The organism is Pandoraea terrae (assembly GCF_902459695.1).
Classification (GTDB): Bacteria; Pseudomonadota; Gammaproteobacteria; order Burkholderiales; family Burkholderiaceae; genus Pandoraea; species Pandoraea terrae.
The window spans coordinates 1-26,827 of sequence record NZ_CABPRZ010000034.1 but is presented as its reverse complement, the minus strand read 5'-3'; the positions used below and the strand labels follow the sequence as shown (position 1 = coordinate 26,827).

At 61.2% G+C, this 26,827-nt stretch carries 27 protein-coding genes; 13 read left to right on the top strand and 14 right to left on the bottom strand.

All coding sequences use genetic code 11. The features are described 5' to 3' along the window. Positions 1 to 174: 174 nt before the first annotated feature. Genes PTE30175_RS25455 through PTE30175_RS25445 form a run of 3 tightly spaced genes read right to left on the bottom strand, consistent with a single transcriptional unit; the run spans position 175 to position 1,924 of the window. On the bottom strand, positions 175 to 840 hold the full coding sequence (locus PTE30175_RS25455) for a DUF799 domain-containing protein (RefSeq protein WP_150699863.1): 666 nt from the start codon (positions 838 to 840) through the stop codon (positions 175 to 177). Continuing rightward, the gene (locus PTE30175_RS25450) at positions 840 to 1,208 is read right to left on the bottom strand and encodes a DUF4810 domain-containing protein (RefSeq protein ID WP_150699862.1); all 369 of its coding nucleotides are present in this window, start codon (positions 1,206 to 1,208) and stop codon (positions 840 to 842) included. Before PTE30175_RS25450 ends, PTE30175_RS25455 begins: the two co-directional genes overlap by 1 nt. A gap of 32 nt (positions 1,209 to 1,240) precedes the next feature. Further along, positions 1,241 to 1,924, bottom strand: a complete 684-nt coding sequence (locus PTE30175_RS25445) for a CsgG/HfaB family protein (protein WP_150699861.1) — start codon at positions 1,922 to 1,924, stop codon at positions 1,241 to 1,243. Between the two features lie 673 nt (positions 1,925 to 2,597). Between PTE30175_RS25445 and PTE30175_RS28370 the strand changes: the two genes are divergently transcribed. Next, a complete protein-coding gene (locus tag PTE30175_RS28370; RefSeq protein WP_191629216.1) occupies positions 2,598 to 2,771 on the top strand; it encodes a hypothetical protein in 174 nt (57 codons plus the stop codon). Positions 2,772 to 2,849: 78 nt separating this feature from the next. On the opposite strand, the gene PTE30175_RS25440 is transcribed toward PTE30175_RS28370, so the two are convergent. The 3 genes from PTE30175_RS25440 to PTE30175_RS25430 form a co-directional block, all read right to left on the bottom strand. Continuing rightward, positions 2,850 to 3,485 (bottom strand): flagellar biosynthesis sigma factor, encoded by a 636-nt coding sequence (locus tag PTE30175_RS25440; RefSeq protein ID WP_224788971.1) that lies wholly within the window; start codon positions 3,483 to 3,485, stop codon positions 2,850 to 2,852. Beyond that, complete coding sequence (locus tag PTE30175_RS25435) at positions 3,482 to 4,480, bottom strand: DUF2515 family protein (RefSeq protein WP_150699860.1); 999 nt, start codon at positions 4,478 to 4,480, stop codon at positions 3,482 to 3,484. The genes PTE30175_RS25440 and PTE30175_RS25435 overlap by 4 nt, the downstream gene beginning before the upstream one ends. 130 nt (positions 4,481 to 4,610) lie before the next feature. Then, a complete protein-coding gene (locus PTE30175_RS25430; protein WP_150699883.1) occupies positions 4,611 to 5,270 on the bottom strand; it encodes a DUF1345 domain-containing protein in 660 nt (219 codons plus the stop codon). A gap of 192 nt (positions 5,271 to 5,462) precedes the next feature. Between PTE30175_RS25430 and PTE30175_RS25425 the strand changes: the two genes are divergently transcribed. From PTE30175_RS25425 to pepE, 6 genes are all read left to right on the top strand, one after another. After that, complete coding sequence (locus PTE30175_RS25425; protein ID WP_150699859.1) at positions 5,463 to 6,284, top strand: tetratricopeptide repeat protein; 822 nt, start codon at positions 5,463 to 5,465, stop codon at positions 6,282 to 6,284. Between the two features lie 265 nt (positions 6,285 to 6,549). Beyond that, complete coding sequence (locus PTE30175_RS25420) at positions 6,550 to 7,326, top strand: IclR family transcriptional regulator (RefSeq protein WP_150699858.1); 777 nt, start codon at positions 6,550 to 6,552, stop codon at positions 7,324 to 7,326. Between the two features lie 25 nt (positions 7,327 to 7,351). Next, positions 7,352 to 8,992, top strand: coding sequence for an OPT/YSL family transporter (locus PTE30175_RS25415; protein WP_150699857.1), 1,641 nt, complete (start codon positions 7,352 to 7,354; stop codon positions 8,990 to 8,992). Positions 8,993 to 9,036: 44 nt separating this feature from the next. After that, the gene (locus tag PTE30175_RS25410; protein ID WP_150699856.1) at positions 9,037 to 9,978 is read left to right on the top strand and encodes a DUF1177 domain-containing protein; all 942 of its coding nucleotides are present in this window, start codon (positions 9,037 to 9,039) and stop codon (positions 9,976 to 9,978) included. Positions 9,979 to 9,994: 16 nt separating this feature from the next. After that, positions 9,995 to 10,669 carry an AroM family protein gene (locus tag PTE30175_RS25405; protein ID WP_150699855.1) on the top strand — a complete coding sequence of 225 codons (675 nt, stop codon included), beginning with the start codon at positions 9,995 to 9,997 and terminating at the stop codon, positions 10,667 to 10,669. A gap of 58 nt (positions 10,670 to 10,727) precedes the next feature. Continuing rightward, complete coding sequence (gene pepE, locus PTE30175_RS25400) at positions 10,728 to 11,426, top strand: dipeptidase PepE (RefSeq protein ID WP_150699854.1); 699 nt, start codon at positions 10,728 to 10,730, stop codon at positions 11,424 to 11,426. A 30-nt stretch (positions 11,427 to 11,456) separates the two neighbouring features. Here pepE and PTE30175_RS25395 read toward each other — a convergent pair whose 3' ends face one another. The 6 genes from PTE30175_RS25395 to PTE30175_RS25370 all read right to left on the bottom strand — a co-directional run bounded on the left by PTE30175_RS25395 (position 11,457) and on the right by PTE30175_RS25370 (position 16,302). Next, positions 11,457 to 12,479 carry a D-cysteine desulfhydrase gene (locus PTE30175_RS25395; protein WP_150699853.1) on the bottom strand — a complete coding sequence of 341 codons (1,023 nt, stop codon included), beginning with the start codon at positions 12,477 to 12,479 and terminating at the stop codon, positions 11,457 to 11,459. Between the two features lie 26 nt (positions 12,480 to 12,505). Continuing rightward, complete coding sequence (locus tag PTE30175_RS25390; protein WP_150699852.1) at positions 12,506 to 13,231, bottom strand: amino acid ABC transporter ATP-binding protein; 726 nt, start codon at positions 13,229 to 13,231, stop codon at positions 12,506 to 12,508. Positions 13,232 to 13,282: 51 nt separating this feature from the next. Then, positions 13,283 to 13,942, bottom strand: coding sequence for an amino acid ABC transporter permease (locus tag PTE30175_RS25385; protein WP_150699851.1), 660 nt, complete (start codon positions 13,940 to 13,942; stop codon positions 13,283 to 13,285). 67 nt (positions 13,943 to 14,009) lie between these two features. Continuing rightward, positions 14,010 to 14,810, bottom strand: coding sequence for a transporter substrate-binding domain-containing protein (locus tag PTE30175_RS25380; RefSeq protein WP_150699850.1), 801 nt, complete (start codon positions 14,808 to 14,810; stop codon positions 14,010 to 14,012). 42 nt (positions 14,811 to 14,852) lie between these two features. Next, positions 14,853 to 16,031 carry a cystathionine beta-lyase gene (metC, locus tag PTE30175_RS25375; RefSeq protein ID WP_150699849.1) on the bottom strand — a complete coding sequence of 393 codons (1,179 nt, stop codon included), beginning with the start codon at positions 16,029 to 16,031 and terminating at the stop codon, positions 14,853 to 14,855. Between the two features lie 37 nt (positions 16,032 to 16,068). Then, positions 16,069 to 16,302 (bottom strand): DUF6356 family protein, encoded by a 234-nt coding sequence (locus PTE30175_RS25370; protein WP_150699848.1) that lies wholly within the window; start codon positions 16,300 to 16,302, stop codon positions 16,069 to 16,071. A 164-nt stretch (positions 16,303 to 16,466) separates the two neighbouring features. On the opposite strand from PTE30175_RS25370, the gene PTE30175_RS25365 reads away from it, so the two are divergent. Continuing rightward, a complete protein-coding gene (locus PTE30175_RS25365) occupies positions 16,467 to 16,934 on the top strand; it encodes an Lrp/AsnC family transcriptional regulator (RefSeq protein WP_150699847.1) in 468 nt (155 codons plus the stop codon). A gap of 81 nt (positions 16,935 to 17,015) precedes the next feature. Here PTE30175_RS25365 and PTE30175_RS25360 read toward each other — a convergent pair whose 3' ends face one another. Next, complete coding sequence (locus PTE30175_RS25360) at positions 17,016 to 18,317, bottom strand: cystathionine gamma-synthase family protein (protein WP_150699846.1); 1,302 nt, start codon at positions 18,315 to 18,317, stop codon at positions 17,016 to 17,018. 553 nt (positions 18,318 to 18,870) lie between these two features. Between PTE30175_RS25360 and PTE30175_RS25355 the strand changes: the two genes are divergently transcribed. The 4 genes from PTE30175_RS25355 to PTE30175_RS25340 all read left to right on the top strand — a co-directional run bounded on the left by PTE30175_RS25355 (position 18,871) and on the right by PTE30175_RS25340 (position 23,241). Next, a complete protein-coding gene (locus PTE30175_RS25355) occupies positions 18,871 to 20,898 on the top strand; it encodes a hypothetical protein (RefSeq protein ID WP_150699845.1) in 2,028 nt (675 codons plus the stop codon). A gap of 294 nt (positions 20,899 to 21,192) precedes the next feature. Then, positions 21,193 to 21,594, top strand: coding sequence for a YgiW/YdeI family stress tolerance OB fold protein (locus tag PTE30175_RS25350; protein ID WP_191629214.1), 402 nt, complete (start codon positions 21,193 to 21,195; stop codon positions 21,592 to 21,594). Between the two features lie 154 nt (positions 21,595 to 21,748). After that, the gene (locus tag PTE30175_RS25345) at positions 21,749 to 22,744 is read left to right on the top strand and encodes a winged helix-turn-helix domain-containing protein (RefSeq protein ID WP_191629213.1); all 996 of its coding nucleotides are present in this window, start codon (positions 21,749 to 21,751) and stop codon (positions 22,742 to 22,744) included. After that, entirely contained in the window at positions 22,741 to 23,241 is a 501-nt protein-coding gene (locus PTE30175_RS25340; RefSeq protein WP_150699842.1) for a hypothetical protein, read from the top strand. Before PTE30175_RS25345 ends, PTE30175_RS25340 begins: the two co-directional genes overlap by 4 nt. Positions 23,242 to 23,332: 91 nt before the next feature. Here PTE30175_RS25340 and PTE30175_RS25335 read toward each other — a convergent pair whose 3' ends face one another. After that, positions 23,333 to 25,630 (bottom strand): autotransporter outer membrane beta-barrel domain-containing protein, encoded by a 2,298-nt coding sequence (locus PTE30175_RS25335; protein WP_191629212.1) that lies wholly within the window; start codon positions 25,628 to 25,630, stop codon positions 23,333 to 23,335. A gap of 803 nt (positions 25,631 to 26,433) precedes the next feature. Between PTE30175_RS25335 and PTE30175_RS25330 the strand changes: the two genes are divergently transcribed. After that, the coding region (locus PTE30175_RS25330) for a hypothetical protein (RefSeq protein ID WP_150699840.1) at positions 26,434 to 26,827 on the top strand (394 nt) is incomplete at its 3' end.

Sequence of the window (26,827 nt, the reverse complement as noted above, 5' to 3'; positions counted from 1 at the left end):
CCAAAATCACCAGATAGTAGTTTGCGAGATTTTTCGTAACTCATTGAAAAATATGAATTCTACGGTCTCAAGTTGAATTGCGAACGACACCTAGGCCTGATTTTCGGGCCGGACGGAGGGAGGAATGCGGGGGCGTTCAGCGCGCATCAGGCGATACGCGCTTATTGCGACAGGTCAGTCGGTACCGTATTTCGGTGAACGGGGGCCGTACAGCAGCCCGCCAGGATGTCCAGCCGACAACAATCGCGCACTCGTGGTACCGGCAACCTTGTAGCCGGCGTCGGTAGCGTTATTGATGATCTGCTTGAGCGCCGCAGTGATCAGCATGCCAATCAGGCCGCCGCCACTATTATTGCCACCTTCGTTGTTGGATGCTGCGGCACTTCCCGACCAAAGCGTGGCCCCGGTCTTCATATCCACGAGCTTGGCGTTTGCCGCCACGATTGTCGCGCTGTCGACAACCATGTACTTGGTGCCGTATTGCGTCACAGTGATATACAGCGCGGCGTCAGCCCCGAAAATCTCGCGCAGCTTGGGCACAGGCACTTGATGGATGTCACCCGCGACTGTCAGGCCATTTTGACGAAACGTCTCGTCAGCCAGCGAAACAGGAATCACGTAGTACCCCGCCTCCGCAAGCGGCATGGTCACTTGCGACAGCACGCTGTACGTTGCGCCGATATCAGGGGAACTGTTAAGCGGCGGCAGTACCAGGATCGAATGCGGCTTGCTCGCCTTGAATGCCGTGTAATCGACATTCTTTGGTGGCTTCACCGCACAACCCGCCATCAGGGCGCCTGCGCAAATTGCGGCGCTCAGCTTCATCAAACGAGCGATCATCAGTTCGCCCCCTTTTTCTTGTTACTCAACAAAAAGTCGATATAGGCAGCCGACTCGGGAAACAGTTGCTTCTCGGTCGTAAATTCCCGAATCATCATGTCGTCCTTACCCGTCGCGGCGTAGAGCAATCCGAGATGGGCGTGGAATCCTGGCGGCACCGAGTTGTTGGCCGCTTTGATCCTCTCCAGATCGCGCTCAAGTGAGATCACTTGAGCTTCCCTGGATTCGCCCTTGAAATACTCGTACACCTGCGGCTGATAGCCTTCCCACTGGTAGAGCGGTTTAGGAGACGTGGCGCAACCGCACAGCAATGCGCCGCCCATGGCGGCCGCGGTTGCGGCGCGCCACATCGTGAATTTCTGACTCATGAAAGGACTACCCCGTTGACGCGTTTTTAGTTTTACTGTTTGCTCGGCTTCCACGCACCGCTTTCGATCGCGTTGACCAGATTGTCAACGGCCTCGCGCATGGCCAGGTCCAGCACCTTGCCGTTCAGCGTCGAGTCATAGCCGGCCGTGCCGCCAAATCCGATGATCTCGCGGTTCGACAGCGCGAACTCGCCTGCGCCACTGCTCGAGACAACGACCTCGGATGTCGATGTATTCACGACATTCAGATTGACCTTGGCATAGGCGATCTGCTCCTTGCCACGGCCAAGAATGCCGAACAACTGGTGATCACCGACTTCCTTGCGTCCGAATTCCGTAACGTCGCCGGTAATGACGTAGTCAGCGCCTTTGAGCTTTTGTTCGCTCTTCTTAATGGAGGCTTCCTGCTTGATCTCCGTCATATTGTCCCGATCCAGCACATTGAATCGGTTGCTCTGCTGAAGGTGCGTAATCAGGATCGTCTTGGCCTGACCGCCCAGGCGATCGACACCGTCCGAGAATACGCCACGCATGTAGGTAGAACGATTGTCGAACTTTCCGACAGAGATCGGCGTGCGCTCCCCCGAGTATGGACGGCTCGCGCTTCCCACCTTCTGCACCTGCAAAGTACGCGATGTCTCTGTCGCGCAGCCTCCGATAAGACTTAACGACAGCAATGCCGCGCCGGCGAGTGCCACTCGTGACTTGATTTGCATCCGATATTTCCCCGAAATCGAAATATTGATCTTCTGTTATTTGTTGAAACAACAATTCACGTATCAACCGCATGGAAAGAAAGCGTCCGCCCGTGCGGTGATGTCTTCTTAACCCCCGTTTGCGTAGGACTACTTATCTTATCACGCGAATCGAGGCTTACTTCCGTCGACAAATGATTGCCTCAGACTTCTCCCAATCCCCCGACTCGGACGATTCCGAAAAGCATGTAAAACCGTAGAATTCGGGTTGTGCAAGGCGTGCGATGCTCGTAAGCTTTTCCTGTCGCGGCAGACAACCGCGACTCGGGTGTGAGAACCCGAAACCATAACGCGTCGGCACACGGCCGCGAAGTTTGCGGCCGAGCGTGCCCCGGGCATGAGCACGTCTTTCATCATTGGGCGGGTTCAAGCCGGGTGGCCTTCGGGCCAACCGTCAATGACGCTATTGGTGCGGTTTCTCACCCCGGTTTGTAGCCCGCCCCCCCGTCGTTATCGAGGTCTCCTCTTCGCTGGCAGCGCCAGGGCGGGCGCTTTTTTTCTGCGCAGCAAGGAGCCTGACTATGTCTGAAGTCCAGCGTCAACTCCCCCCCCCGAAGAAGACGAAGCAATCACCGAAGCACTGAAGTACGGAGACGCGGAATCACTGCGACTCAATGAGTTGACGAGCCGAATCGTGGCGCTATCCGCCATCGGCAGCCAAGGCACGATCTCATCACTCGACGAGAATTTCATCAGCGCGTTCTTTGAGCAGATGGAAGAGCTCGCGACGGAAGCCTACGCACTCGCCGAGAAGATCGGTCGGCAACGCAGTGCAGCCAAGATGGGTGTCACACAGCCATCGGCATAAAATTAAACAACACTAAGCGCATTGGGGGTCGCCCGCGCGAGCGCGGGCGACCCCTCGTCCAAGCAGGAAATCAGTGGCTCAGTGCATGTCTTTCATGCAGCATCCGGCATCAGAGGATTTGTAAAGGCGTAACGTAATTTGGAAGCGCTCGTCATTCGGACGGCTATCGCGATGCATACGGAATACGTCAATGCTGGCTTTTAGCTTGTCTCCCCCTTGCCAATAGCTGGTCGGCCCCGGTAGAGAGCGCATTTTCTCGCGCATGGCCGGTGTGTCCTCGATCGCTGGAAACTTGGCGGCATTTTCAAGGCACCAGCCTCCCTGGCGAAACTGCCTCTGCAGATCGGTGACGACTTTCAACGTCTCGTCGAGGGGCAAAAGCTTCGTTTGCGGCCACATCGTCACCGAATCAACATTTCCATGCTTGTCGTAACCGACAAAGAGGCGCTTTGCAGCCGGCGTGACGAAGCCGAATTGGGGATCCGTGAAGCGCAATATCGAGGGTCTTTCGACATAGCCTCCCGCGTAGTGACCGAGATGCCCAGGTGGCAACGTTGTACGTGTTCGCTGCCTCACTTGCTCATACGGTTCGCCGATGGTCAGCGCCACAATGTCCGCCGGACGAACAAGCGTGTAGAGTCCCCACAGGAGTGCGGCGCTTATGACCAACACGGATTTGGGGCGCCGACGAAGCAACTTCCTGAAGAACGTCACTTGCGACCCCGGGCGACCCCGCTCAGCGCGTTACCGACGTCATAACGACCTAGCGGATCCCGCAGCAACCAATCGAACTGGTCGGCTGCGCGTAAAACGAACTTCATCCGCTCCTTGCCGTCCGCGAGGTTGGCAAACCGGGATTTGCTGAAACCTACATGACGGGGATCGTCAACCCGCTCGCTCTTGCATTCGTTGGACAGCGTCAACTGGATTTCCTGGGAGAATCCGGTTGGAAAGTTCGTTACCCAGAAAAATTGATTCGATCGCATCAAGGCAGCGAAGCGTACGTTATCGTACATCGCAGGCTGAAGGATGTTCAGTTGCTCGTGACGAGCAAGAGCTCTGACGCCGTCGTGAAGATTTCCCGCATCGATTGCCTCGAACCCTTGCGCGATTTCCGGGGTAGGTTTGCCGAATGTAACCTCCTCCTCAAGCGGCCAAACCACCTTGCCTGCCAATTGCTCACGCTCTCCCAAACAACTTTTGAACCGTTGAAGTCCGTATTTCTTATAGAACATGTGCAAGGGCCAAATATCGAGGAACAGCGCCGTATTGCCTTTGGTAAGCGTTTCATATGCAAAAGCCGAAGCGCCGCCGGCCCCTTGGTCATGCATGGGCATCCTGGGCGAGGCAAAGGGTGACATCCGCTCCAACGCTGAACTTTGCCGCATCCACGCTTGATGCGCGTCGCGCTGCCGATTTGAGTTCGCAACCATGCCTGCGGCGTGGATCAGGCCGCACCCCACCTGCTTCGATGCGAACGCCGCCAGCCCGGCCCATTGGAAGCGTTGGTCTTCCAGCCAGAGTTGCGCGTAAGCGGCATTAATGCGCCGATTGCGCGCAATCGGGTCATGCTCGGCGACAATGGCTTCCGCCTTCTTTTGATAGAAGTGCCACGCTTGCACGCAGTCGAAAGGTACTTCCTTCTTTTCAGGCTCTTGTGCGCCTTTGGGATAGCAGAGGCCGCATTCTTTGTTCGCGCATTTCGACATGGTTATATCGTGACGGTTCGGGGGATTTCCGCCGATATTTTGGGGCCTTTCCCGCACGATTTGACGCGTGATTTATCCCATTTATCTATTGGGAAAAATCTCGGCTGTCAGCCCGGTATAAAGCTTCTGATCACCCAAGCAAACTCGCGGCGATATTGATGGACAGACCGAGCACGGCCAGGTTGAAGAAGAACGACAGTACCGCCTGTGCGAGCGCAGTACGCCGCATCCGCCGGGAGGCGAGCGAGATGTCCGCGGTTTGCGAGGCGACGGCGATCGTGAACGAGAAGTACAAGAAGTCCCAATAATCGGGTTCGCAATTGGCATCGGGAAACTGCAGGGCGCGCGGCGCTTCCGTGTCCGTGAAGTACAGCCGCGCATAGTGCAGCGTGTAAATCGTCGGCACCAGAAGCCAACCGGCAATGAGCGTTGCCGCCGCAAAGATCACGTGCTCGGTAGTCTGATGCGGGGCTCCGCCTTTCGCGGTTGCCAGCACATGGACGATCGCCACGACACTGGCGATGGCCGACAGGCTGATCACACTCAGCACCACTACCGCACTCTCGTCCTCCTGCTCGGCAATGCCCTGGACGCGCCAGTGCGGTGCGGTGATCATCATGAACCAGAGCATCGCCAGATAGAGCCACACAGCGGCGTTCCAGCCGACGAGCGTACGAGAGATGCCGGACATCGGCATGGGCATCGGCACAAGCACGGCAGCAAGCGCCCCCACCGCAATGGCAATAAGCAGGCGGGGATGGAAACGCAGCAGATGCGGGATCAGTTTCAGCTTCATTGGCGACTCGAATTGTGAGGGCAAACGCACCAGGCGCGTCACCTTACACCGAATGGGGTGTTGTCGCGAAATAATCCCGCGTAATATTTCCACGCGTGACTGAGGTAACAACTTGTTTCCGGGCCTTGATTCGCGCACGCCTGATCCTTATCTTAGGCGTGGGATAAGCCCGACCAGGAAGTTACCATGTTACGAAAAATGCTCGTTGGTCTCGCCATTGCCGGCACAGTCGCGTTTGGCGCTTCGCAGGCCTTCGCCGCGGACCCTACGCTCCACGAGGTCTATCAAGCCGCACAAGCAGGCAACCTGGGACAAGCCCAGCAAATGATGGGGCAGGTGCTGCATGACCACCCGAATAGCGGCAAAGCCCATTTCGTCGAGGCGGAACTGCTGGCAAAACAGGGACGACTCGACACCGCCCGCACCGAACTGGCCACAGCCCAGCGACTGGCGCCGGGCTTGCCGTTCGCCACCCCTGAATCTGTGCGCGCCTTGAATACGGTACTCGCTGCCCCCGTGCGCGCCACCGCCCCCGCCGCCGGGTTCATTGCGCCCGCACCGGTACACACCGGCTTTCCGTGGGGCATGTTGTTGCTGGGACTGGGCGTGTTTGCGCTGATCGCGTTCATCATCAACGCCCGGCGACAAACGCAGACCATCATCCAGCCCGTGCAGTCGGGGCCTTACGGCGGCTATGCGGGCCCCATGTACGGCAGCGGCGGGCCGGTCGCACCGTCGGGGGGCGGACTGGGCGGCGGGATGGGTAGCGGGATCCTGGGCGGGTTGGCCACCGGCGCGGCGGTTGGCGCAGGCGTCGTCGCCGGCGAAGCGTTGATGCACCGGGTGCTCGATGGCGATCACGCGTCGCATGCCGGCATGCTGCCGCAGGCGGATAGCTGGAACGACACGCGGCAATCGTCGTACGACATGGGCGGCAACGATTTCGGCGTCACCGAAACGTCATCGTGGGACGATGGGTCCGCCGGCGGAAGCGACGACTGGAACTGAGACTCACACGTCACTCGCAGGGCTCCGGACGCCGGAGCCCTCTCCTCCCGGAATGACTCCCGCGTCGTTCCAATAGCTACCGGCCGCGATAGCCCGGCACGTCAGCCCATTCCCCGCTTCCGTCCTGAAGTACCCCCTCCACGCTCCCCACACTCGCGCCCTAGGGTAAATCTCTAGACAAAAGGCCTTCCGGCCTTTTTGATCCTGCCGTAGACTTCGAATCATTAAATGGAACTTGGTTCCATTTTACGGAACCGGAGACACGATGAGCATTCTCGAAACGGCCACCGCGGTGCTGCGCCTGATGGCAGCCCGGCAGTCGGAAGTCACCATGAGCGATCTGGTCGAGCGGCTGAACATGCCCAAGAGCACGGCGTCGCGCGTACTCAAGCAAATGGCGGAGGAAGGGCTGTTGACGCGCAATCCGACAACGCTCGCCTATCGGCCGTCGCTGCTGTTGCTCGAACTTTCGCATCTGGTGCGCTCGTCGACGCCGCTCATCGAAATGTGCGCCCAAGCGCTGGACGCGCTCGGCCAGGAGTACGGCCATACCGGCTATGTGTCGGTGCTCGAAGGCAATGACGTGGTGGTACTGCGCGTGCGCCCGGGTTCGCAAGCGTTGCGGGCCATGACGAATCCCGGCCATCGCTCGCCGTCGTGGGCAACTTCGACCGGCCGTTCGCTGCTGGCGCGGGAGAGCGAAGCGGAGATTCGGGGCCGTTTTCCTGAAGGCCTGCCCCACCTGACGCTCAACGGCGCGCCCATCGGCGGTCCCGCCACGCTCGATGCGCTGATCACGGAACTCGATGCAACGCGCCAGCGCCGTTACGCCGTCGCGGAAAACGAAGCCCTGTCCGGCGTGTGCTCGGTCGGGTGCGCCGTGGCCGATCCGGACAGCGGCGAGTCGCTCTCGTTCTGCATGACCTTCCCTTCGGCAACCTTGCCGCGTGCGGAGATCGATGCGATCGCGCGCAGTGTCGCCTCTCACGCCGAACTCATCGGCCGCTCCGTCGGCGACGCCTTCTGGACCTCCCCTCGTTAATCGTTTTTTGGAACGCCCCCGAATCATGCCGACACCCACGCCCGCCTATCAGCCGCCTTCGCCCGCGCAGCCCGCGGAAATACAGCCCCCGCGTCATCCGTCGGTGCTTTCGCCCGCCAATCTGCTCCTGCTGAGCGTGCTCAGCGTCTTCGGCGCGGTTATCGGCATCGAACTGCTGGTGAAGCTCGGCGTCACGCCGAACACGGCGATCATCGGCGCGCTCGTCGCCATGATCTGCGCGCGCGTGCCGCTGCAGTTCTTCCGCCAGTATCGTTCCATTCACGTGCAGAACCTCGCGCAGAGCGCGATCTCGGCAGCGACGTTCGGCGCGGCCAACAGCCTGTTGCTGCCCATCGGCATCCCCTACCTGATGGGACGCCCCGACCTCGTCATGCCGATGTTCGTCGGCGTGTCGCTCGCGATGCTGCTCGACGGCTACATGTTGTATCGCATGTTCGGCACGAAGATCTTTCCGGAAACGGGCACCTGGCCGCAAGGCGTGGCCGCCGCCGAGGCGATCAAGGCCGGCGACAAGGGCGGCAAGCAAGCGCGCCTGCTCGGCGCCGGCCTCGGTGTCGGGGTGATCGGCTCCTATTTCGGGATCCCGATGTCGGCATTCGGCACGGCCTTCATCGGCAATATCTGGGCACTCACGATGCTGGGCCTCGGCTTCCTGCTGCGCGGCTATTCCATGCCGTTGTTCGGCGTCGCCGTCGAAAAGGCTTATATCCCCCACGGCATGATGATCGGCGCGGGGCTTGTCGCACTCCTGCAAATCGTGCGAATGGTGTGGCGCGATCGCCCGGCGAAATCCACAGGTGCAGCGCAGGCATCGGCGGCCCAAGCGGCCAGCGCACCGAGCATCCGCAGTTCGCTGCGTTTCGGTGGCATCGCATACATCGGCCTGGCCACGCTCGTGGCGCTCGGCAGTGGACTGTACGCCGGCATGTCGCCCGGCATGCTGATCCTGTTCGTGATCTACGCTGCGTTCGCGGCCTTCGTGCATGAGTTGATCGTCGGCATCGCCGCGATGCATTCGGGCTGGTTTCCCGCGTTCGCCGTTGCGCTCATCACGCTCTTGATCGGCATGCTGATCGGCTTCCCGCCGGTGGCGCTGGTGATCCTGTGCGGGTTCTCCGCCGCGACCGGCCCGGCGTTCGCCGACATGGGCTACGACCTGCGCGCCGGCTTCATCCTGCGCGGTCACGGCGCCGATCCGGCATTCGAACTCGCCGGCCGCCGCCAGCAGTTGATGGCCGCCATGCTCGCCTTCCTGATCGCGATTCCCGTGGTGTACATCGCGCATTCGGGATTCTTCGCGAACGGCCAGATCCCGCCGGTGGCCAAGGTGTATGTGTCGACCATCAAGGCCGGTGTGGCGCCGGGCGTCATGCATTCGCTGATGCTGTGGGCTATCGCGGGCGCCGCACTGCAACTGATCGGCGGACCGAAGCGCCAGCTGGGCGTGTTGTTCTCGACCGGCCTGCTGATCGCCAACCCGGCGGCCGGCTGGGCTGTCATGGTCGGTATCGCACTGCGCGTCGCGATCGAGCGATTCGGCGGCACCAGCGTTCGCAATGCCATGGAAGTCTTCGCCGCCGGCGTCATCGCAGGCGACGCCATTTACAGCTTCTGCAGTTCGTTGATCCGTACGCGCGCGCATTGAGCGGCACCGCCCCCGTATCAACAGCATTTATTCAGGAAACCTTCATGAGCCTTACTCAAACCCTCCAAGTATTCGAGGCCTTCGACAGCCGTTTCGCATCGGGCCAGACCGTCGTTGACATGCTCACACCGTACCGCGCGCAGGGCGTGAGCGTCGAGGTCCTGAAGATCGAAGGCCCGAAAGGATCGACCGATTTCGTGAAGATCTGCATTCCCGGCGAGTCAGGCAAACGCGCCGGCGGCACCGCTCCGAGCCTGGGCATCGTCGGCCGCCTTGGCGGCATCGGCGCCCGGCCGTCGCGTATCGGGTTGGTCTCGGATGCCGACGGCGCCATCGCCGCCGTCGCCGCGGCGCTTAAGCTCGCGCATATGCGTGCACAGGGCGACAGGCTGCTGGGCGACGTGTTCATCACTACGCACATCTGTCCCGACGCGCCGACGCGTCCGCACGAGCCGGTCGATTTCATGGATTCGCCGATCGACACGGAAGACGTCAATGCCCACGAAGTCTGGGACGAGATGGACGCCGTCCTGTCACTCGACACCACCAAAGGCAACCGGATCATCAATCACAAGGGCTACGCGATTTCGCCCACCGTCAAGGAAGGCTACATCCTGCGGGTGTCGGAAGACCTGCTGCGCATCATGGAAATGACGAGCGGCCAACCGGCGGTCACGTTCCCCGTGACGACGCAGGACATCACGCCTTACGGCAACGGTGTTTATCACCTGAACAGCATCATGCAACCGTGCATCGCGACGCGTGCGCCGGTCGTCGGCGTGGCAATCACCGCGCAAAGCGTAGTTCCGGGCTGCGGCACCGGGGCCAGCCACGAAACCGATATCGCGATGGTCGTGAAGTTCGTCGTGGAAGTGGCCAAGGAATTCGGCCGCGGCACGTGCCGGTTCTTCGATTCGGCCGACTACGAGCGCCTGCTCGCGCTGTATGGCTCACTCGCGCACCTGTCCAAACGTCAACCGAAGTAAGTCCGCGATCATGACCATGAACAAACTGGGAACCCTGACCATCGGCCAGGCGCCGCGCAGCGACATCGTGCCGATCCTGGAGGCGCATCTGCCGCCGGGCTTGCCCGTGGTGCATGCCGGCGTGCTCGATGGTCTCGATCGCGCAGGTATCGAGGCCGCGTTCGCCCCGCAACCGGGCAACGCCACGCTGATCTCCCGCATGCTGACCGGCGATTCGGTCGTGCTCGACAAGCCCGCCGTGCGCCGCGTCATGCAAGCGAAGCTCGATGCACTCGAAGCGCAAGGGTGCAGCGTGATTCTCGTGCTGTGCACCGGCGAGTTCCATGGTCTGGCATGCCAGCGGGCGTGGCTCGTGGAGCCTGACCGCATCGTGCCGCCTGCGGCCGCAGCGCTTGCCGGCGAGCGTCAAGTCGGTATCGTCGTGCCGTTGGCCGAACAGATCGAAAGCGAATTCCGGAAGTGGTCCGCGCTCCAGCGGCCGCCCATCTGTGCAGCAGCCTCGCCGTACTCGCAGGACGAGGCCGCTCTGGCCCATGCCGCGCGCGAACTGCGCGATCGTGGCGCGGACATGCTGATCCTCGACTGCATGGGGTTCGTCGAACGTCATCGCGATATCGCGCGCGACGCATCGGGCCTGCCCGTGGTGTTATCGAATGCATTGATTGCGCGGCTGACCGCTGCGCTGGTGTAAGACGCCGGGTGCGTCGTAATTCACTTTTTTGGAGCGGGCCGACGGCCCACACATTGCCATGGAACTGCTTCTTCTCAGTAATTCACGCGGCCCGGACGGTCGCTATCTCGTCCACGCATTACCGGCAATCACCGCGCTCGCGCAGGGCTGCCGAAACGCGGTTTTCATCCCCTTTGCCGGCGTGACGATGACGTTCGCCGACTACACCGCCACCGTGCGCGAAGCGCTCGCGCCGGCGGGCATCGATGTCGTATCTGTCGAGGATGCCGGCGACACCCGCGCGCAGTGCGCCGCCGTCGCGGCTGCCGACATGGTCATTGTCGGTGGCGGCAACACCTTCCAGTTGCTCAAGATGTGCCGGGAACGCGGGCTGCACGAGGCCATCGCCGGCGCAGTGCGCGGGGGCACGAAATACCTCGGGTGGAGCGCGGGCGCGAATCTCGCGTGCCCCACCATCTGTACGACCAACGACATGCCGATCGTCGACCCCAAGGGCTTCGACGCGCTGAACCTCGTCGACTGGCAAATCAACCCGCACTACACGAATGCCCTGCCCGAGGGCCATCGTGGCGAGACGCGAAATCAGCGTATCGCCGAGTATCTGGTGGCCAATCCCGAGCGCACGGTCATTGGTCTGCCCGAAGGCGACTGGCTGCACGTCGAGGGTCAGCGCACCACGTTGCACGGGCCGTTCGACGCCGTGTGCTTTCGCGCCGGCGCGCAAATCGAACCGCTCGCCCCGGGCGCCACGTTTTGACGCGACGCGTCTAGCCCCGGGGATCCATGGCTAATTGGCGTTGGACGATCCCGCGTCCATCGCCTTGCGATAGGCAAACAGCGCCGGCGCGCCGCCCGTATGCAGGAATAGCAGCGGACCGTCGCCGGCGAAGCGGCGGCGCGCAACGCCGTCGAGCAAACCCGCCATCGCCTTGCCGGTGTATACGGGATCGAGCAGCACACCTTCGGTAGCGGCCAACAATCGGATGGCCGTCAGTCCGGCCGGATTGGGTTCGCCGTAGCGGGGTGCGAAGTATTCGTCCCAAAGCGCAACGTCCAGCGCTGCCGGCACCTCGACACCGAGCAGCGCCGCCGTGCCCTCTATCAGCCCTTTCACTTTCGGCGCCTGGGCGGCCACGCTGCGTGAAACGGTGACGCCGACGATAGGCGTTCCCGGCATGGCGTGCGCGAGCGCCAACGCAAGCCCGCCATGAGTGCCTGCACTGCCGGAAGCCAGCACGACAGCCGAGAACGTGAGCCCCATCGCCTCGGTTTGTTGCGCCAGCTCCAGGCCCGCGCGCACATAGCCCAACGCACCCAGTGGATTGGACCCGCCAATCGGAATGACATAGGGCTTATGGCCCTCACCGCGCAGCCGTTGCGCAAGCGCTTCCAGTTGTGCGTCGGCATTGTCAAGATTGGCGACCTGCTCGGCCTGTGCCTCGAACAGATCGAGCAATTGACGGTTGCCGCCATGCAAGTAGTCGGGGTCCGTGGTACCGGTCGGGTTTTCCAGCAGCGCCCGGCAACGCAGTCCCAAACGGGCCGCGACGGCGGCGGTCTGCCGAACGTGATTCGACTGAATCGCGCCGGCCGTCACCAGCGTATCAGCACCTTGGCGCAGCGCCTCGGCGGCCAAAAACTCCAGCTTGCGCAGCTTGTTTCCGCCAAACGCGAGTGGCGTGATGTCGTCGCGCTTGATATAGATGTCACGCCCGAGCAACCGGGACAAGCGATCGAGCTTCTGCACGGGCGTCGCCGCGCCAACCAGATCGAGACGGGCGAACGAGGCAAGACTATCTGATATTTTCATAGATTCGACTCATGCACGGACGTGCTTCAATGCAGGATGTTCGCGAGGAATGCCTTCGCGCGCGCTGAACGCGGAGCGCCGAAGAAAGCGTCCTTGCTGGTGTCTTCAACGATGGCGCCGCCATCCATGAAAATCACCCGATTCGCGACTTTCCTGGCGAACCCCATTTCATGCGTGACGCAAATCATCGTCATGCCTTCGCGCGCCAGTTCGACCATGACGTCCAGGACCTCATTGATCATCTCGGGATCGAGCGCCGATGTCGGTTCGTCGAACAACATGGCGATCGGATCCATCGACAACGCGCGCGCAATCGCAACGCGTTGCTGTTGACCGCCGGAAAGTTGCCCGGGGTATTTCAGGGCGTGCGCCTTAAGACCGACGCGGTCAAGCAGCCTCATGCCGTTCTCACGCGCTTCTTCCTTGCGTCGCTTCAACACCTTGGTCTGCGCGAGCGTCAGGTTATCGATAATCGACAGATGCGGGAACAGTTCAAAATGTTGAAACACCATGCCCACCCGCGCGCGCAAATTGGCAAGCTTGGTTTTCGGATCGCCGACCAGCACGCCATCGACGCTGATCTGCCCCTGCTGAAACGGCTCAAGCCCGTTCACCGTTTTGATCAGCGTGGACTTGCCCGATCCGGACGGTCCGCAAATCACCACCACCTCACCTTTTTCCACGCCGGTCGTGCAGGCATCCAGCACTTTGAATTGACCGTACCACTTCGACACGCTTTCGAGCGCAATCATTGTTTGTCTCCTGCTGCAAATCGTTGTTCTGCGGACTTCCCGTCCGTTCGGTCAACGCGTCACTGGCAACGTCAGGCGTGCCTCGACGCGACGCTGCACCCACGCCAATCCGGTGCTCAGCAGCCAGTAGATCGCGGCTGCCGACAAATACAGGGGAAGCGGCTGGAATGTGGAGGCGATGATCTCCTGCGACGACCTGAGCAGCTCCGTCACCGTGATCACGGAGACCAGCGAGGTATCCTTGATCAGGCTGATCAGCGTGTTGCCGAGACTTGGCACGGCGAGCCGCAAGGCCTGCGGACAGACGACATAGCGCAGCGTCTGCAGGTGGCTGAGTCCCAGGCTGTGCGAGGCGCTCCACTGGCCCCTGCCGATGCCGAGAATCGCACCGCGCATGCTTTCCGACAGGTACGCGCCGGCGTTGGCCGTCAGGGTAAGAATGCCTGCTGTGGTAGGGTCAAGGGAAATGCCGATGTCCGGAAGGCCGTAGTAGACGACGAACATCTGGACCAGCAGCGGCGTGCCGCGCATGACACTGACGTAGGCCCGCGCGATGCCCCCGAGGATGGGGCTGGCGCTGATGCCCATGATGGCGACGACAATGCCGACCAGCAAGCCGAATACCATCGACGCCACGGCAAATTTCACGGTGATCGCCGCACCTTGCAGGAGGACCGGCAAGACATGAATGACAAGATCAAGAGGATTCATGATTCGTTCCGTAGCATTGGCCAGGCACGCCCGGGTCTGCAGCGACGGGCGTGCCGGCCGGCAGCGATTATTGCGCGATGGGTTTGCTGGTGTCGGTCCCGAACCACTGGATCGACAGGTTCCGCAACGTTCCATCCTGCTTCAATGCGCTCACCGCATCGTCGATGGCTTTGGCGAACTTGGGATTCCCCTTGCGAAACGGAATGCCCATCTCGAGCTTCGTGCCTTGCAGCAGTGCACCGGTACGCAACGGCAGGTGCGAGTTCTTGATCAGGTAAGGCAGCATCAGGCGGTCGTTGATGCCCGCATCGACGCGGCCGGCCGCAAGGTCACGCAGATTTTCCGGCGTGCCCGGATAGGTCTGCACCACGACACCCGGCGTCGCTTTCGCCAGTTCGGCGAAGTTGCTGCCGAGCGTGACGCCCACCGATTTCCCCTTCAGGTCATCAAGCGATTTGAATTCGCGCTTGTCGTTATCCCGTTGAATCACCTGGGCGGCGGAATACACATAGGGTTGGGTGAAATCCAGCGCCTGTTGACGCTGCGGCGTGATGCTGACCTGGTTGACGATGACGTCGAACTTGCCGGCTTGCAGACCGGCGATGATGCCGCTCCACTCGGTGGCGACAAACTGAACCTTGAGGCCCATCTTGTTGGCTACGGCCTTGGCCACGGCCACATCGAAACCGTCGAGTTGACCATCGCTGTTGCGATAGCCGAATGGGGGGTAGGTACCCTCCAGGGCCACTTTCAGGACACCGCTGGCTTTCACGGTATCGAGCAAGTCTTCCGCGTGCACGGCAGGCGCCGTGAGATTCAGGACGGTCGCGACCAATGCGCTTTGCAACAGCAATTTCAGGGGGGGCATGCTATGTCTCCAACGGAATATAGTTATCTTTTGCGGCCAACACTACTGCACTGCAAGCTTGCGGAACGCCGTTTCCAGATCGGCGATCAAGTCCTCCTTCGCTTCAAGGCCCACGTGTAATCGGAAGGCATGGCCGGCATACGGCCACGCGGTGCCGGGGCGGTCCGCTCTCGGGTCGAACGGCATCACCAGACTCTCGAATCCTCCCCAGGAAAAGCCGAGGCGGAACAGTTTCAAGTCATTGATAAACGCGCGGAATACCTCCCGGTCATAGCCGGGCTGGAGCACCACGCTGAACAAGCCGGAAGCGCCCTTGAAATCCCGTTGCCAGAGCGCATGCCCCGGCGCACCGGGCAGTCCCGGATGCAACACCCGGGCGACTTCCGGACGGCTCGCCAGCCATTCGGCGACAGCCAACCCACTGCGCTGGTGGCGTTCGAGCCGCACGGCCATTGTTCGCAAACCGCGTTGCGCGAGATAGACGTCGTCCGGCGCTGCGTGCTGACCAATCGCGAAAACGTAGTCGCGTACCGCGTTCCAAGACGTCCGGTTGGTCGTGATCACGCCCATCATGGCGTCCGAGTGCCCGACGATGTATTTCGTCGCCGCATGGACGGACACGTCCACGCCATGCTCGAACGGTTTGAAAAACAAGGGTGTGGCCCACGTGTTGTCGATGACCACGATCGCCCCGTGCCGATGCGCCGCATTGGCGATGGCAGGAATGTCCTGCACTTCGAACGTCTGTGATCCCGGCGATTCGGCGAACACGAGCGTCGTATCGGGGCGGAACAGCGCGGCGATGTCGGCGCCGAGCGTGGCGTCGTAAAACGTTACCGACACATTGCAGCGCGCCAGGACGGTTTCCGCGTAGTGGCGTGTCGGGCCGTAGACGCTGTCGCTGACCAGAATATGGTCGCCGGCTTTGACGAATGCCATGATCGCGCTCGTGCACGCCGCGAGTCCGGACGACACCAGCAACGAGCGGTGCCCGCCTTCGAGCTGTGCCAGCGCGTTTTGCAATGCGAAGGTCGTGGGTGTGCCCTTACGGCCGTACCACATCACATCCGCGTCGGCGGAAGACATTGCCCGGCCGCGCGCTTCCATGTCATCGAGGTCACGGAACGTTACGGTCGACGCGTGGTAGACCGGCGGATTGACGACTCCGCCAAAATCGTCCGGATTGAAGGCGCCGTGCGACAAATAGGTGTCAGGAGACATCTGCATAGTTCTTCTGTTTTGAGGGGGAGATTCGTATTTATTCGTGATGCGCCGCCGTGCGGCTGCGGTTCGTGACCATCCGGTCATGCAGCCGGCAGATCGTGTTGCTGCCGGTCTTCACGAACAGGAAAGGCAGAATGCCGTGCACGAGCGCCGCGAATGCAGCAAAAAGCATCGACGCGCCAAACGAGAACGACACCGACATATGTTGCAGATAACTCTCGCCAACCGATGCGGGATGCGCTTTGAATAGCCGGAATATTGTTCTCATGATTGGATAAGGTGCCCTGTGGTTGCACGTCATTCGGCCCTGGGTCGCCCAAGCGACAACGCGCTGTTCATGAGTGAAATCATAGTGGCGCACCCACGAAAAAGGCTTCCAAAAATCACCATCTCCCGCCATATAATTAGAAAAATTTTCTACACGGTGCCCGCATGGACAAGAAAGATGCTCAAATATTGACGCTGTTGCAGGAAGATGCTTCCCTCGGGCTGAACGAACTCGCCAAGGCCGTCAACCTTTCTCCCACCCCTTGTTGGCGACGGGTGCAAAAGCTGCGCGGGGACGGCGTTATCCGGCAGCAAGTCGTGTTGTGCGACCCGGCAATGCTCAACCTGGGACTGACCGCCTTCGTCACGATTCGCGCCAATCAGCACAACGACGTCTGGACCGAGCGCTTCATCAAGGGCGTGAAAACCATCCCGGAGATTGTCGAGATCTATCGGATGTCGGGAGATGTCGATTACCTTCTCAAGGTCGTGGTGCCCGACATCGCCGGCTACGATGACGTCTACAAGCGCCTGATCAAGGTGGCGGAACTGCAGGACGTGAGCGCCAGCTTCGCGATGGAAGTCGTCAAACACACGACGGCGCTGCCGGTGGACCATGTGGCCGGCGACTAGCCACCGCAGTGCGCTCGACATGCCGAGTCCAGATCCGCGCGCGCAACGCACGCGGAACCGGCGCGTCATGACGGGTCGCCCTTACACGCCGGTGCCCTGCGCGCACTGACGGAACGCGTTATCAAGATCGGCAATCAGGTCTTCTTCATGCTCAAGGCCGATCGAGATACGAATCAGTCCCTCGGACACGCCGGCTGCGGCGCGCAAATCGGCGGGAACCCCCGAGTGCGTAGTCGATGCCGGATGGCACACCAGCGACTCGGTGCCGCCCAGACTGACGGCAGACCTGAAAAGATGCAGCGCGTTAATGAAGCGGAACGCTTGTGCGCGGCCGCCGTTCAGGACAAACGAGAACGTCGAGCCGGCGCTGCGGCATTGCCGTGCGTACACGGCTTGATACGCCCCGTCCGAAATGTGTTCGGGATGGAAGAGCGCGATCTTTTGGTGGGGGTTGGTCGCCAGCCATTTGGCAACCCGGCTGGCCGAGCGGGCGGCCTGCGTCATTCGCAAGACAACCGTTTCCATCGAGCGGATCAACATCCACGACGAGTGCGGATCCAGTTGCGAACCGAAGGCGCTGCGAATCGAGCGGACTTTGGTAACAAGATCTCGTCTGCCCGTTACGCCGCCTGCCACCAGGTCGCTGTGCCCGCCCACGTACTTCGTCAGCGAATAGACGCACATATCGATGCCGTGCTCGACCGGCTTCTGGAAAATCGGGCCCAGCAAGGTGTTATCGCAAACCGAAACCGGGCGATAACCGTGGCGCGACTCGAATGCGTCGAGTTCTTTGCGCAAACCTTGGAAATCAAATAACGCATTGGTCGGATTGGCCGGCGTCTCGATGAAACAAATGCGTACGGGGCCCTTCGCCGCAGCCGCTTCAAGCGCGTTGCGAATCGACTCGGGCGACAAGCCGTCCTGAATCGGATGACCGGTCACTCCCCACTCGGGGAAGAACTTCGCCAGCAGCGTCTCCGTGCCGCCGTAAAGGGGAACGGACTGCACCAATTGGTCGCCCGGGCGCAGGAATGCCAGAAACACCGCGCTGATCGCCGCCATGCCGCTCGACGTTACCGCTGCCGCTTCGGAACCATCGAGCAGCGCCAAACGATCCTCGACCATTTCCAGATTGGGGTGATTGAAGCGGCTATACACCAGGCCGGCCGCCTCATCTGCCGGCAGCGCCTTGCGGCCAGATACGACATCAAAAAACGCGGCCCCGTCTTCCGCCGAGCGAAAGGCGAATGTCGATGTCAGATACACCGGCGGCTTCACCGCGCCTTCGGAGAGGAACGGATCAAAGCCATACGACATCATTTGGGTTTCGGGATGCAGCAGGTGCTCACCAATGGTTTTCTTGTGGTAGCTCGAGTAAGACATGCAAGGCTCCTCTGATCGGTTCGTTGGCCCGGGACGCCCTGTCTTGCACGCGGACGCCGAGCGCCGGCGACTCGCCGGATGAATCAGAGTGTAGGCCAACGCCGCGAGAATATGCTTTCCATTTCGCCCGCCATCTCACCAAAATTTGGAAGAATATTTCTCCATGAAAAAAATTCATGAAAAAACATGCTGCAGAAGTTGCCCTGGACGCAACACTCCCTCGCCCCACGCACCCACACGGACCGCCTGTCAACATTGACAGGTGCGCAGTAATGCATTCGCGCGCTACGATCATCACGCATCGTCGACCCGTTCTGTCTCTGCCGGTAACGCCGTCTCGCCGCTCACGCATGTTGTCAGCCTTGCGATGGAGGCAGGTCCGGCAAGTCGTGTCGGCGCTGTCGCGAGTTCACCGCACCCGTCAAGCCAATCAAGATCCGACTTCGGTCCAGCGTAACGGCTGCTGTCGCTCTACCGGCCATGCAAGCGCCACCCGCCTCGGCCGCCGGGCCACGACGGACCCGCCGTTTCTTACCTCTTCAAGGAGATGAGGATGAAACCGAATATCTACGCAATTCCCAGAGCCACCCGTGTACCGCGCCGCGGCAAGAAAAGCGCCGCGCGGCGTCGCACCACCCGCGAGGACACGTTGGATGCCGCCACCGTCGACGAAGCCGCGCTTGCACCGTTGCCGACCGGCAGCACAACTTACGACGGCTTGCTGCTGGCGAATGTCAAGGATTTGCCGTTAACGATTTCGTTTCCCACGCCCCCCAACGCAGCGCCGGGGTTCGGTGACACCGTGCAATTGAGAATCGACGGCATCGACTATGGAGACCCGATACCGATCACCGTCGACGATGAGGGCGGCATCATGACGGTCGAAATCGCGCCCGAGGCTCGCGAGGAAGAGAGAAAGTACGTGGTCACCTATATCGCGCGCTACATCAGTGGCGGCGGCTCTGATACCAGCTTTCCGGTCCAGTTTATCGTCGATCTCACCCCGCCCGGGAATCCGTTCCTCGGCGAGCTCGAATTCCCGACCGATATCGAGGAGAACGGCCTGGACGGCCCGACGCTCGACGGTCCGCCGTATAACGGCACGCTGACAGCAATGGTGCCGAGCTACCAAGGTATGGCAGAGGGCGATATCGTCGTGCCAATGATCGGGAGCACCGAACTCGATGGCGTCGAAGTCCCGGTGGGTGGGGTCGGCGTGGAGATCGAACTGCCGTACCCCCGTGCAGACCTGGAAAACGCCGGCGACGGAAGGCTCGCCTTTGCGTATCGCGTCACCGACCGCGCCGGCAATGCGTCCCCCGCTTCCGCACCAAATTATATCGACGTATTCCTCTCCGGCGGCATCGACGACCTCCTGGCGCCGACGGTGGCTGAGGTCGAAGAAGGCGGCCTGATCGACGAGCAACTCGCGCGCGCCCAAGTCACCGTTGTCATTCCTGGCCATGACAGCATCGAGGAAGGCGATGGGATTGTCATTCATTGGGGCGGTCGCCCACAGGCGGCGATACCGGTACGGGCGGAGGACGTCGGCCAGGATCCGCTGATGGAAGTCAAGATGCCGTACAGTGAGTTGCACGCCGAGTTCTTCGGGGAACCGCCGACCGACCCTGACGAGACCCCCAAGCAGGCCGACGTGTTGTATCAGGTCAAGCGCGACAATTTCACTCGCGGCACTTCCCCCGCGCTCCCCGTTGACGTCGATCTGACAACCGCCGGTGGACCCGACCCCGATCCGGGAACACCGGAACATGAGAATCTTGCGAAACCGATCGTCCGCTCCGCGAGCTGGACCGGCGGCGCCCCCGAAAACGAAATCCCGATCGAAGATTCCAACAGCGATGCGACTGCCATCATCGCGTGGTATGACGTGTCCGAGCCCGAACCGGGGGAAGTGTTCCAGGCGGGGGACGAAATCACCTTGTACTGGAAGGACAAAATCATCGGCAATCGAGTCGTCAGCGGGACCGACGTCACCGACAAGCTCGATCTCAATATCACCGTGCCGGCGGCCGAAATCATCGAAGGCGGAAGCGGCATCATTCCCGTCCACTACACCATCACACGGGCGCTGTCGCTCCCCGGGCAGAACAACGTCGCTCTGTCGCCAACCCAGGACGTCACCGTGGTGAGCGCCGGCGACCTGCCCGGCGGCGGAGATCCGCTCGAGCCTGCCCGGTGGATGGGCGTCAATGAGCACAACACCATCAACCAGGCCGAGGCCATCGACGGCACAACCATCGGCATCCGAAAATATGCCAATATCGATATCGGCGACCGCATCGAGTTGCACTACGAAGCCCTCGACTGGGTGGACAACTCCCCCATCCCTGGTGCGGAGGCCGATATTTCCAAAACGGTCGGACAAGACGACGTGGCTGATCCGGACGAGGAGTACGTTTACCTGTTGATCCCGGAGGCACCGCTGATGGCCGTCCTGGCGGCGCAAAAGAAACTTGCTGACGCCACGGTGACCTACAAAGTCACCAATGCGTCAGGCTCAGTGGAAGAAAACGAGGGCAAGCACGCCTACATCGATCTGCGCGGCTCGAAGGCAATGTAAGGTCGCTAAGCCCGGCGGGCGATCGTTCGCGATCGCGTGGCCGGTCGACAGACACGCTTTGCGAGGCCCTGGATGCAGTACCATCCGGGGCCTCGCCATTTCATCGTGCTGCGTACGGCATTGCCCCGCCTCTTCATGAGGCACCGTTGAATTCATGTGAATTTCAGTGAATTCAACGGAAATGCATTGTCCGCCAGAGATCGCAGAGACCGAGGCAGTTACCATGACTTTCCGCGATCGGCCTGCTTCGCCGACCTCGCTTCGGTTGACTTCCAAAGAATAATGATGCATCTCATGAAATTCCGCTCGCTTGCGATCGCCGTCCTCGCCAGTCTCGCTTTTTCCGCCCACGCCCGATACATGGGCCCTGGCGCCGTCGCCATCCCGGCGTCGGCGGCCACGGCGGACACGCGAATGCTCGGCAAGGTCGTCCAAGCGATCGTCGCGCCAGACGATTCGCTGGTCATGCTCGAAGGTCACATCATCCAACAGCAGCGATTGCGTTCGGGCAACGCCCCCGACAAGTTCTACACGTTCAAGGACGACACCGGCAGCGTCACCGTCGAAATCAAGCCGAAGGCCATGCCGGCGCAGAAATTCGACCACAAGACCCCGGTTCGCCTGTTCGGCGAAGTCGATCATGGCCGTTACGGCGCGAAGATCGACGTCAAGCGTATTGAAATCGTGAAGTCGTAAGCGCAATCGCGCCACCGGCCCCAGCAGGGGGCCCGGCGCTCGAAAATGATTCGCCGTTCCCCTTTTGGGCCCTGCCGGGCCCTTTTTTTGTTGTGTCCGCCCGGATTTGTCAGCTATGTTACGTGTTGATCAAAGAGGAATACAGGAACACTCCGTGGCCAAATACCTGATCGGCGGCGCAGCCTATTTCGACGATGAGCGGTACGAACTGACCGCCGCGCAGCAGGCTGATCGCACAGTCAGCCTGGGCCCGACCGCCAGCCGCTGTCTGCAGGTACTGCTGGAAGCAAATGGCGAGATCGTCACGAAAAGAAAGCTGCTCGCCGAAGGTTGGGAGCAATATGGCAGCGTGGTGTCCGACAACAACATCAGCCAGACCATCGCGCAAATCCGCAAGGCGCTCCAGCAGCTCGACATGGACCCCGGGCTGGTGGCGACGGTACCGCGCATCGGCTATCGGCTCTCGGACGCGACACTGGTGACGCGCTTCGTCGACCCCGCCTCGCCACTGCCGGCCGCGCTCGGTACTGACAATGTGGCCGAGCTGCCTGCGCCGTCGCCGTTCATGTCCGAGTCACCCGACAGGGATGCCGTCTCCATCAACACAGATACGGGTACCGGGAGCGAAGCGCGCGCCCCACGCGACACTGACGCGACGCCTCAACGCCAAATGCAACCGGCGCCCGTCGAGCTTATACAACCGCCTCCGCCTTTCCTGGACCACTCCGCCATCGCGGCCTCGGCGCCGAACCGTGCTCACTTGCGACACAGCCGGCCGCTGGCGGTGGCGATCTGGTGCGGGCTGGCGCTGGCGAGTTTGCTCGCGGCCCGCCATTTCGTGCCGGTCATGCGCGCAGACCTGCGCGCCAGCGCTCCGACCGTCAGCTATCTGCCCGTGGCTGGCAACGGCCCCTCGACGCGCTATTTCGTTCTCCGCGACAAAATCGACGATCCGGCCTTTGTGCAGAACGCCCTTGATACGCTAAAACGGCGCCCCCCTGTGTCGGTGCCCGACATCGATACGCGCCGCATTTATATCAACAGTACGTTGCGCAGCGACGTCTTCAGTTATTTCCTGTGCCGTGAAGCGATTACTGACGAGCAACCCGATTGCATCTCGTACCTCCTTCTTAATGAGGCAGCCAAATGAAGCGTAGCCTCTGGTGGCTGTGCACAGGCGCAGCGGTAACGGCGCCCTGGCTCGGCATATGGCTCACGACAAAACCGACCCGGATCGACTGGACCTGCCGCGCACCCATTGAAATCAGCACCCGGGTGAGCGGCGACACGGTCATTCGCGGTTATGGCGTCATGGTGACCGATTACCATGCCGACGGCACCGGTCTGACGCGCTTCGCGGGCGACTTGCAGCGCGAGAACGGGACGACGCCGCCCGAGCGCACACAGGTGCATCGCGGCACGGCGTTTCACTATCACGCGCTCGGCGCTGCAGTGCGCGTTGTCACCGACAGCACCTCGCGCATGATGAACGACACGTCCGACACGGCCCTTGCCACCCGGTATCTCTATCCCGGCTTCGAGGTCGGCCACGCCGACTACTTCCAGTTGAGCCAGCTCAGTCCGAGCGCCGTCGCCCTCACGCTCAATGGCATGCCACGCGTGTACTGCGCGCGAGCGGCCAACTAGCGCCGCAACCCTTCACACGCAAAAAAGGCGGCCGAGGCCGCCTTTGCAATCCCGTGCCGGCGCGCGACATCCGCGCGCCGGTCAGCCGCGCTTAAAAGACATAACGCGCGCCCACGTTGAAACCCCACGGCTGCTCGATATTCCTGCCCTTGCCATACTCGAGTTCCGCATGCAGCTGCAGTTGCTTTGTCAACTGCGCGGCAACGCCTGCGCCGACCTCAACCCGGGTGCCCGACAGATCATTGTTCAGGGTCACGTTGTTGACACGCACCGCGTTGTTCTTGACGAACTCCTGCACCAGCGAGGCCTTGACGTAAGGCTGGATCAGGCCGCCCTCGCGATTCTCGAAGGTCTTGCCGAGCGCCACGCTGACCCCGGCCTGCAACGAGCTGGTATGGCTGTTGTTGGCTTGCAAGCCGTTGCTGAGCGAAACGTCGCTGCCCTTGACCCACAATCCCGAGAGGTGCACCGACGGCTCGACGAACCAGCGGTCGCCGAACGGCAAGTGACGCCCGAATTCGGCCGAAGCGCCCACGCCATTGTCGTTGTAGCTGCCCTTGGCCGGCGCACCGTTGCTCATGACGACGTCGGCATCGTTGCGGAAATGGTTGTACTTGAGCACACCGTCGAAGTAATAGCCCTGCGAGCTGAGCCAGGTCGCATAGGCGCCGAGCGAATAGCTGTCGACCGTACCGGTGGAGCCGCCCACGAAATCGAGCTTGCTCTCGCTGTAACCGGCCATGATACCCGCGAGCCACGTACCGCCGCCCCATTGACCCACCACGCGATCGACACCCCCCAATACCCCGTATTGATTCTGGGCATAGCTGACGCCGTCGTCCTGACTCACGCGGTAGCGCTTGCCGTAGGTGCGCGCCCATGCCCCGCCATTGCTCTGATCCGTCATGCGCAGATCGCCCATGCGCGTGCGCAGCAGCGACAGTTCGCCGTACCACACCGTCGGCGTGACGCCGAACAGCCCGACAACCGTATCGGTCGATGGCGTGATCTCCGTGGTCGGATTGAGGACCCAGTCGTTGCCCTGCTGGCTGAGCGTATATTTGTACACGCCGGCATCAACCGCACCGCCGACCAGGCTGAATTGCCCGCTGCCTCCGCCCGTCTGAACAACTGTCAGCCCCGCGTTGGTCGTCGGCTCGACCCCGGTGTTCGTGATGTTGAGTTGATGGTTGCCAATCGCGTCGCCCGTCACCTTCAGCAAATCGCCAGTCTGGCTGGCAATGTCGGTGTTCATGAAGAACGTGCCGTTGCCGGACAGCGTGCCGAGGGTGAGCGTGCGGTGCGGCCCCGTGCCGCTGTTGAAATCGATGGCGCCGCCATCCATGCTCACGTTCGCGACATTGCCGTCGCCGACCATCTTCCAGGTCGCGTTGCTGTTGACCGCAAGACTGTTCAGGCCGGTGAGTTGCCCCGTCAGCACGGCATGGTTTTGCAGCGTCAGGTCCGCCACGCCGCCCGCCTCGACCACGACGTTCCCATTGAGCCGGCTGTTATCGACCGTGATGTCAGCGGTGGTGAAATTGGCCACCTCGATGAGATTGCCGTTTCCGCCGCTCAGTTGCGCGTTGTTCTCGATCAGGATCGTCGCATTCAGGGGAAATGTCGCATTGGTGCCATAAAGCCGGATGGCCGCACCGCTGACACCCTCGACCCTCGAGCCGCTGATCAACACGTTGGATTGATCTTTCGTGGTGATGCGATCCGCAATGATGCCGATGCCGTTCAGATCGCCCTTCACGTAACTGTTGTCTGTAATGGCAACGTCGGCATCCTGAACAAAAACGCCCAGACCGTCAAAGGGCCCCGCAATGGGGTTACCCGCCTTACCGTAGACGGTGGTGTTTGATATCCCCACAGTACTGGCGTTCGCCGCCAGGATACCGCTCCCGACGCCGGTGACGGTACTCCCCGTCACTTGCACCTGCGCTGCCGCGGTTGGCGTTGGGCTCGCCGTATCGGTGAAAATCCGGATGCCGTGACCAAAATCGTTGCTGATCGTAGAGCCGGTAACGTTAGCTGTCGCGCCATTGCCTATCGACAGAGCGCCCTCTATACCACCTCCCGACGCTGATCCGATGCCGGTGACCGTGGCACCGGTAAGCGTGACCGTGGCGGTGGCGCCAACGCCTTTGATATTGTAGGCAGCCCCCCCTTGGGTTACCGTCAATGCCGCAGGCCTGGGGTCGTTATTGGGATCTGTTCCTGTGACGGTCCACGTCTCGGGCGCGTCCCCGCTATTGACCGTCTTGGACCCTCCCGGGCCCACCGTCCCCGCCAAGGCCGACGAGCCGATGGTAAGCAGCGCTAACGCAACGGCGGCGAATATGACGCGCAGCGGCGTCGGGGTGATTTGATTGGGTCTCATCATGGAAGTCGCCTCAATATACATGCTATGAATGGTTGTTGGGTTCACGTTCAATCACACGCAGCATAGACAAGCAACACCCCGACCACCGGAAAAAGCCATTTAAAATCAAACGCTTTCACAATTTTTCATGGCATTTCAGGGAAACCGCCCAACAAAAATCGCCGCCAAGGGCAGGCGCACGGCACGTGACACGTTGAATCGTCTTCCGATGAAATATAAAAATAGGCATATTTATTCTCGTTTTATGTAATTCCCATTTTCCCCGACGTCGCCTGCGGCAGTTGCACAAATGAGCGCCCGCCGCAAAAAGCTTGTCCCCGGTATTTCGCGTTTCGAGAATTCAGATATTCGAGCTTATTGCCCGCATGGGCGATGACGTCCGAAAAACGGAATCGACATTGCTTTATCTGCCCCCCTTCGACGCCTCGGCGTCGCCCCATCGTATTGGAATACATTGGGATTGGCATTAAATTGTTTCTGAATCCTATGCAACACGCTGCGGGAAGGCAACTATTTCTCGCTGTGGCACGACAATCGTAGTAATTCCGTCACAGCAACTTCCGTCGGCATCCGTTGCAAATAGCCTCCATTGGCCTTGGTCCGACGCAGCGCCGTGCCCGGCATCACATCGCGAGCTGCGTCGCAGGCGCCCGAGGTCCCACCAGGCAAGCCACGCCGCCGGACCTGTCAACTCTGTCAGTTGCCGTAATCACCGCCGCGTGGCTTGATGGATTCCTGCTCGCCGTTCCCGCCGGGCGGCGTTTCGCTTCGCGCCGTCCCGATCGTAATCAGTGGAGACTGTCATGACTTCGCCAAACGCCATCGCACCGAGCGCCCCTTCGTCCACCAACGCCAAGCTGGCCCGGCCCGAAGTCGATGAGGCGGATGGCAACGACGTGCTCGACCCGAGCATCGTGCCCGGCGGCGCCACGATCCGCATCGCGCCATACGACGGCATCGTGCCCGGCGACTGGGTGTACGTTGAATGGGGGCTGGGCACCGGCGACGGCGAGTTCCTCACGGATAAATCCGTGTCGGGCAACGACAGCGTCAACGGCATGACATTCACCGTCCCGTACGCCAACATCGCCCCGCATATCGGTGGTGAAGTGATCGTGACGTATCGCGTCGATCGCGCGGACGGCTCGCAGGCCGAATCGGAAGCGCTTGTGCTCACCGTCGGCGTCGACGAAGGCG

What these genes read in the sequence shown, in the direction of transcription:
- PTE30175_RS25455 (WP_150699863.1), bottom strand. Translation starts at nt 840, where the DNA reads ATGATCGCTCGTTTGATGAAGCTGAGCGCCGCAATTTGCGCAGGCGCC.
- PTE30175_RS25450 (WP_150699862.1), bottom strand. Translation starts at nt 1,208, where the DNA reads ATGAGTCAGAAATTCACGATGTGGCGCGCCGCAACCGCGGCCGCCATG.
- PTE30175_RS25445 (WP_150699861.1), bottom strand. Translation starts at nt 1,924, where the DNA reads ATGCAAATCAAGTCACGAGTGGCACTCGCCGGCGCGGCATTGCTGTCG.
- PTE30175_RS25435 (WP_150699860.1), bottom strand. Translation starts at nt 4,480, where the DNA reads ATGTCGAAATGCGCGAACAAAGAATGCGGCCTCTGCTATCCCAAAGGC.
- PTE30175_RS25425 (WP_150699859.1), top strand. Translation starts at nt 5,463, where the DNA reads ATGTTACGAAAAATGCTCGTTGGTCTCGCCATTGCCGGCACAGTCGCG.
- PTE30175_RS25420 (WP_150699858.1), top strand. Translation starts at nt 6,550, where the DNA reads ATGAGCATTCTCGAAACGGCCACCGCGGTGCTGCGCCTGATGGCAGCC.
- PTE30175_RS25415 (WP_150699857.1), top strand. Translation starts at nt 7,352, where the DNA reads ATGCCGACACCCACGCCCGCCTATCAGCCGCCTTCGCCCGCGCAGCCC.
- PTE30175_RS25410 (WP_150699856.1), top strand. Translation starts at nt 9,037, where the DNA reads ATGAGCCTTACTCAAACCCTCCAAGTATTCGAGGCCTTCGACAGCCGT.
- PTE30175_RS25405 (WP_150699855.1), top strand. Translation starts at nt 9,995, where the DNA reads ATGAACAAACTGGGAACCCTGACCATCGGCCAGGCGCCGCGCAGCGAC.
- pepE (WP_150699854.1), top strand. Translation starts at nt 10,728, where the DNA reads ATGGAACTGCTTCTTCTCAGTAATTCACGCGGCCCGGACGGTCGCTAT.
- PTE30175_RS25395 (WP_150699853.1), bottom strand. Translation starts at nt 12,479, where the DNA reads ATGAAAATATCAGATAGTCTTGCCTCGTTCGCCCGTCTCGATCTGGTT.
- PTE30175_RS25390 (WP_150699852.1), bottom strand. Translation starts at nt 13,231, where the DNA reads ATGATTGCGCTCGAAAGCGTGTCGAAGTGGTACGGTCAATTCAAAGTG.
- PTE30175_RS25385 (WP_150699851.1), bottom strand. Translation starts at nt 13,942, where the DNA reads ATGAATCCTCTTGATCTTGTCATTCATGTCTTGCCGGTCCTCCTGCAA.
- PTE30175_RS25380 (WP_150699850.1), bottom strand. Translation starts at nt 14,810, where the DNA reads ATGCCCCCCCTGAAATTGCTGTTGCAAAGCGCATTGGTCGCGACCGTC.
- metC (WP_150699849.1), bottom strand. Translation starts at nt 16,031, where the DNA reads ATGTCTCCTGACACCTATTTGTCGCACGGCGCCTTCAATCCGGACGAT.
- PTE30175_RS25370 (WP_150699848.1), bottom strand. Translation starts at nt 16,302, where the DNA reads ATGAGAACAATATTCCGGCTATTCAAAGCGCATCCCGCATCGGTTGGC.
- PTE30175_RS25365 (WP_150699847.1), top strand. Translation starts at nt 16,467, where the DNA reads ATGGACAAGAAAGATGCTCAAATATTGACGCTGTTGCAGGAAGATGCT.
- PTE30175_RS25360 (WP_150699846.1), bottom strand. Translation starts at nt 18,317, where the DNA reads ATGTCTTACTCGAGCTACCACAAGAAAACCATTGGTGAGCACCTGCTG.
- PTE30175_RS25355 (WP_150699845.1), top strand. Translation starts at nt 18,871, where the DNA reads ATGAAACCGAATATCTACGCAATTCCCAGAGCCACCCGTGTACCGCGC.
- PTE30175_RS25350 (WP_191629214.1), top strand. Translation starts at nt 21,193, where the DNA reads ATGAAATTCCGCTCGCTTGCGATCGCCGTCCTCGCCAGTCTCGCTTTT.
- PTE30175_RS25340 (WP_150699842.1), top strand. Translation starts at nt 22,741, where the DNA reads ATGAAGCGTAGCCTCTGGTGGCTGTGCACAGGCGCAGCGGTAACGGCG.
- PTE30175_RS25335 (WP_191629212.1), bottom strand. Translation starts at nt 25,630, where the DNA reads ATGATGAGACCCAATCAAATCACCCCGACGCCGCTGCGCGTCATATTC.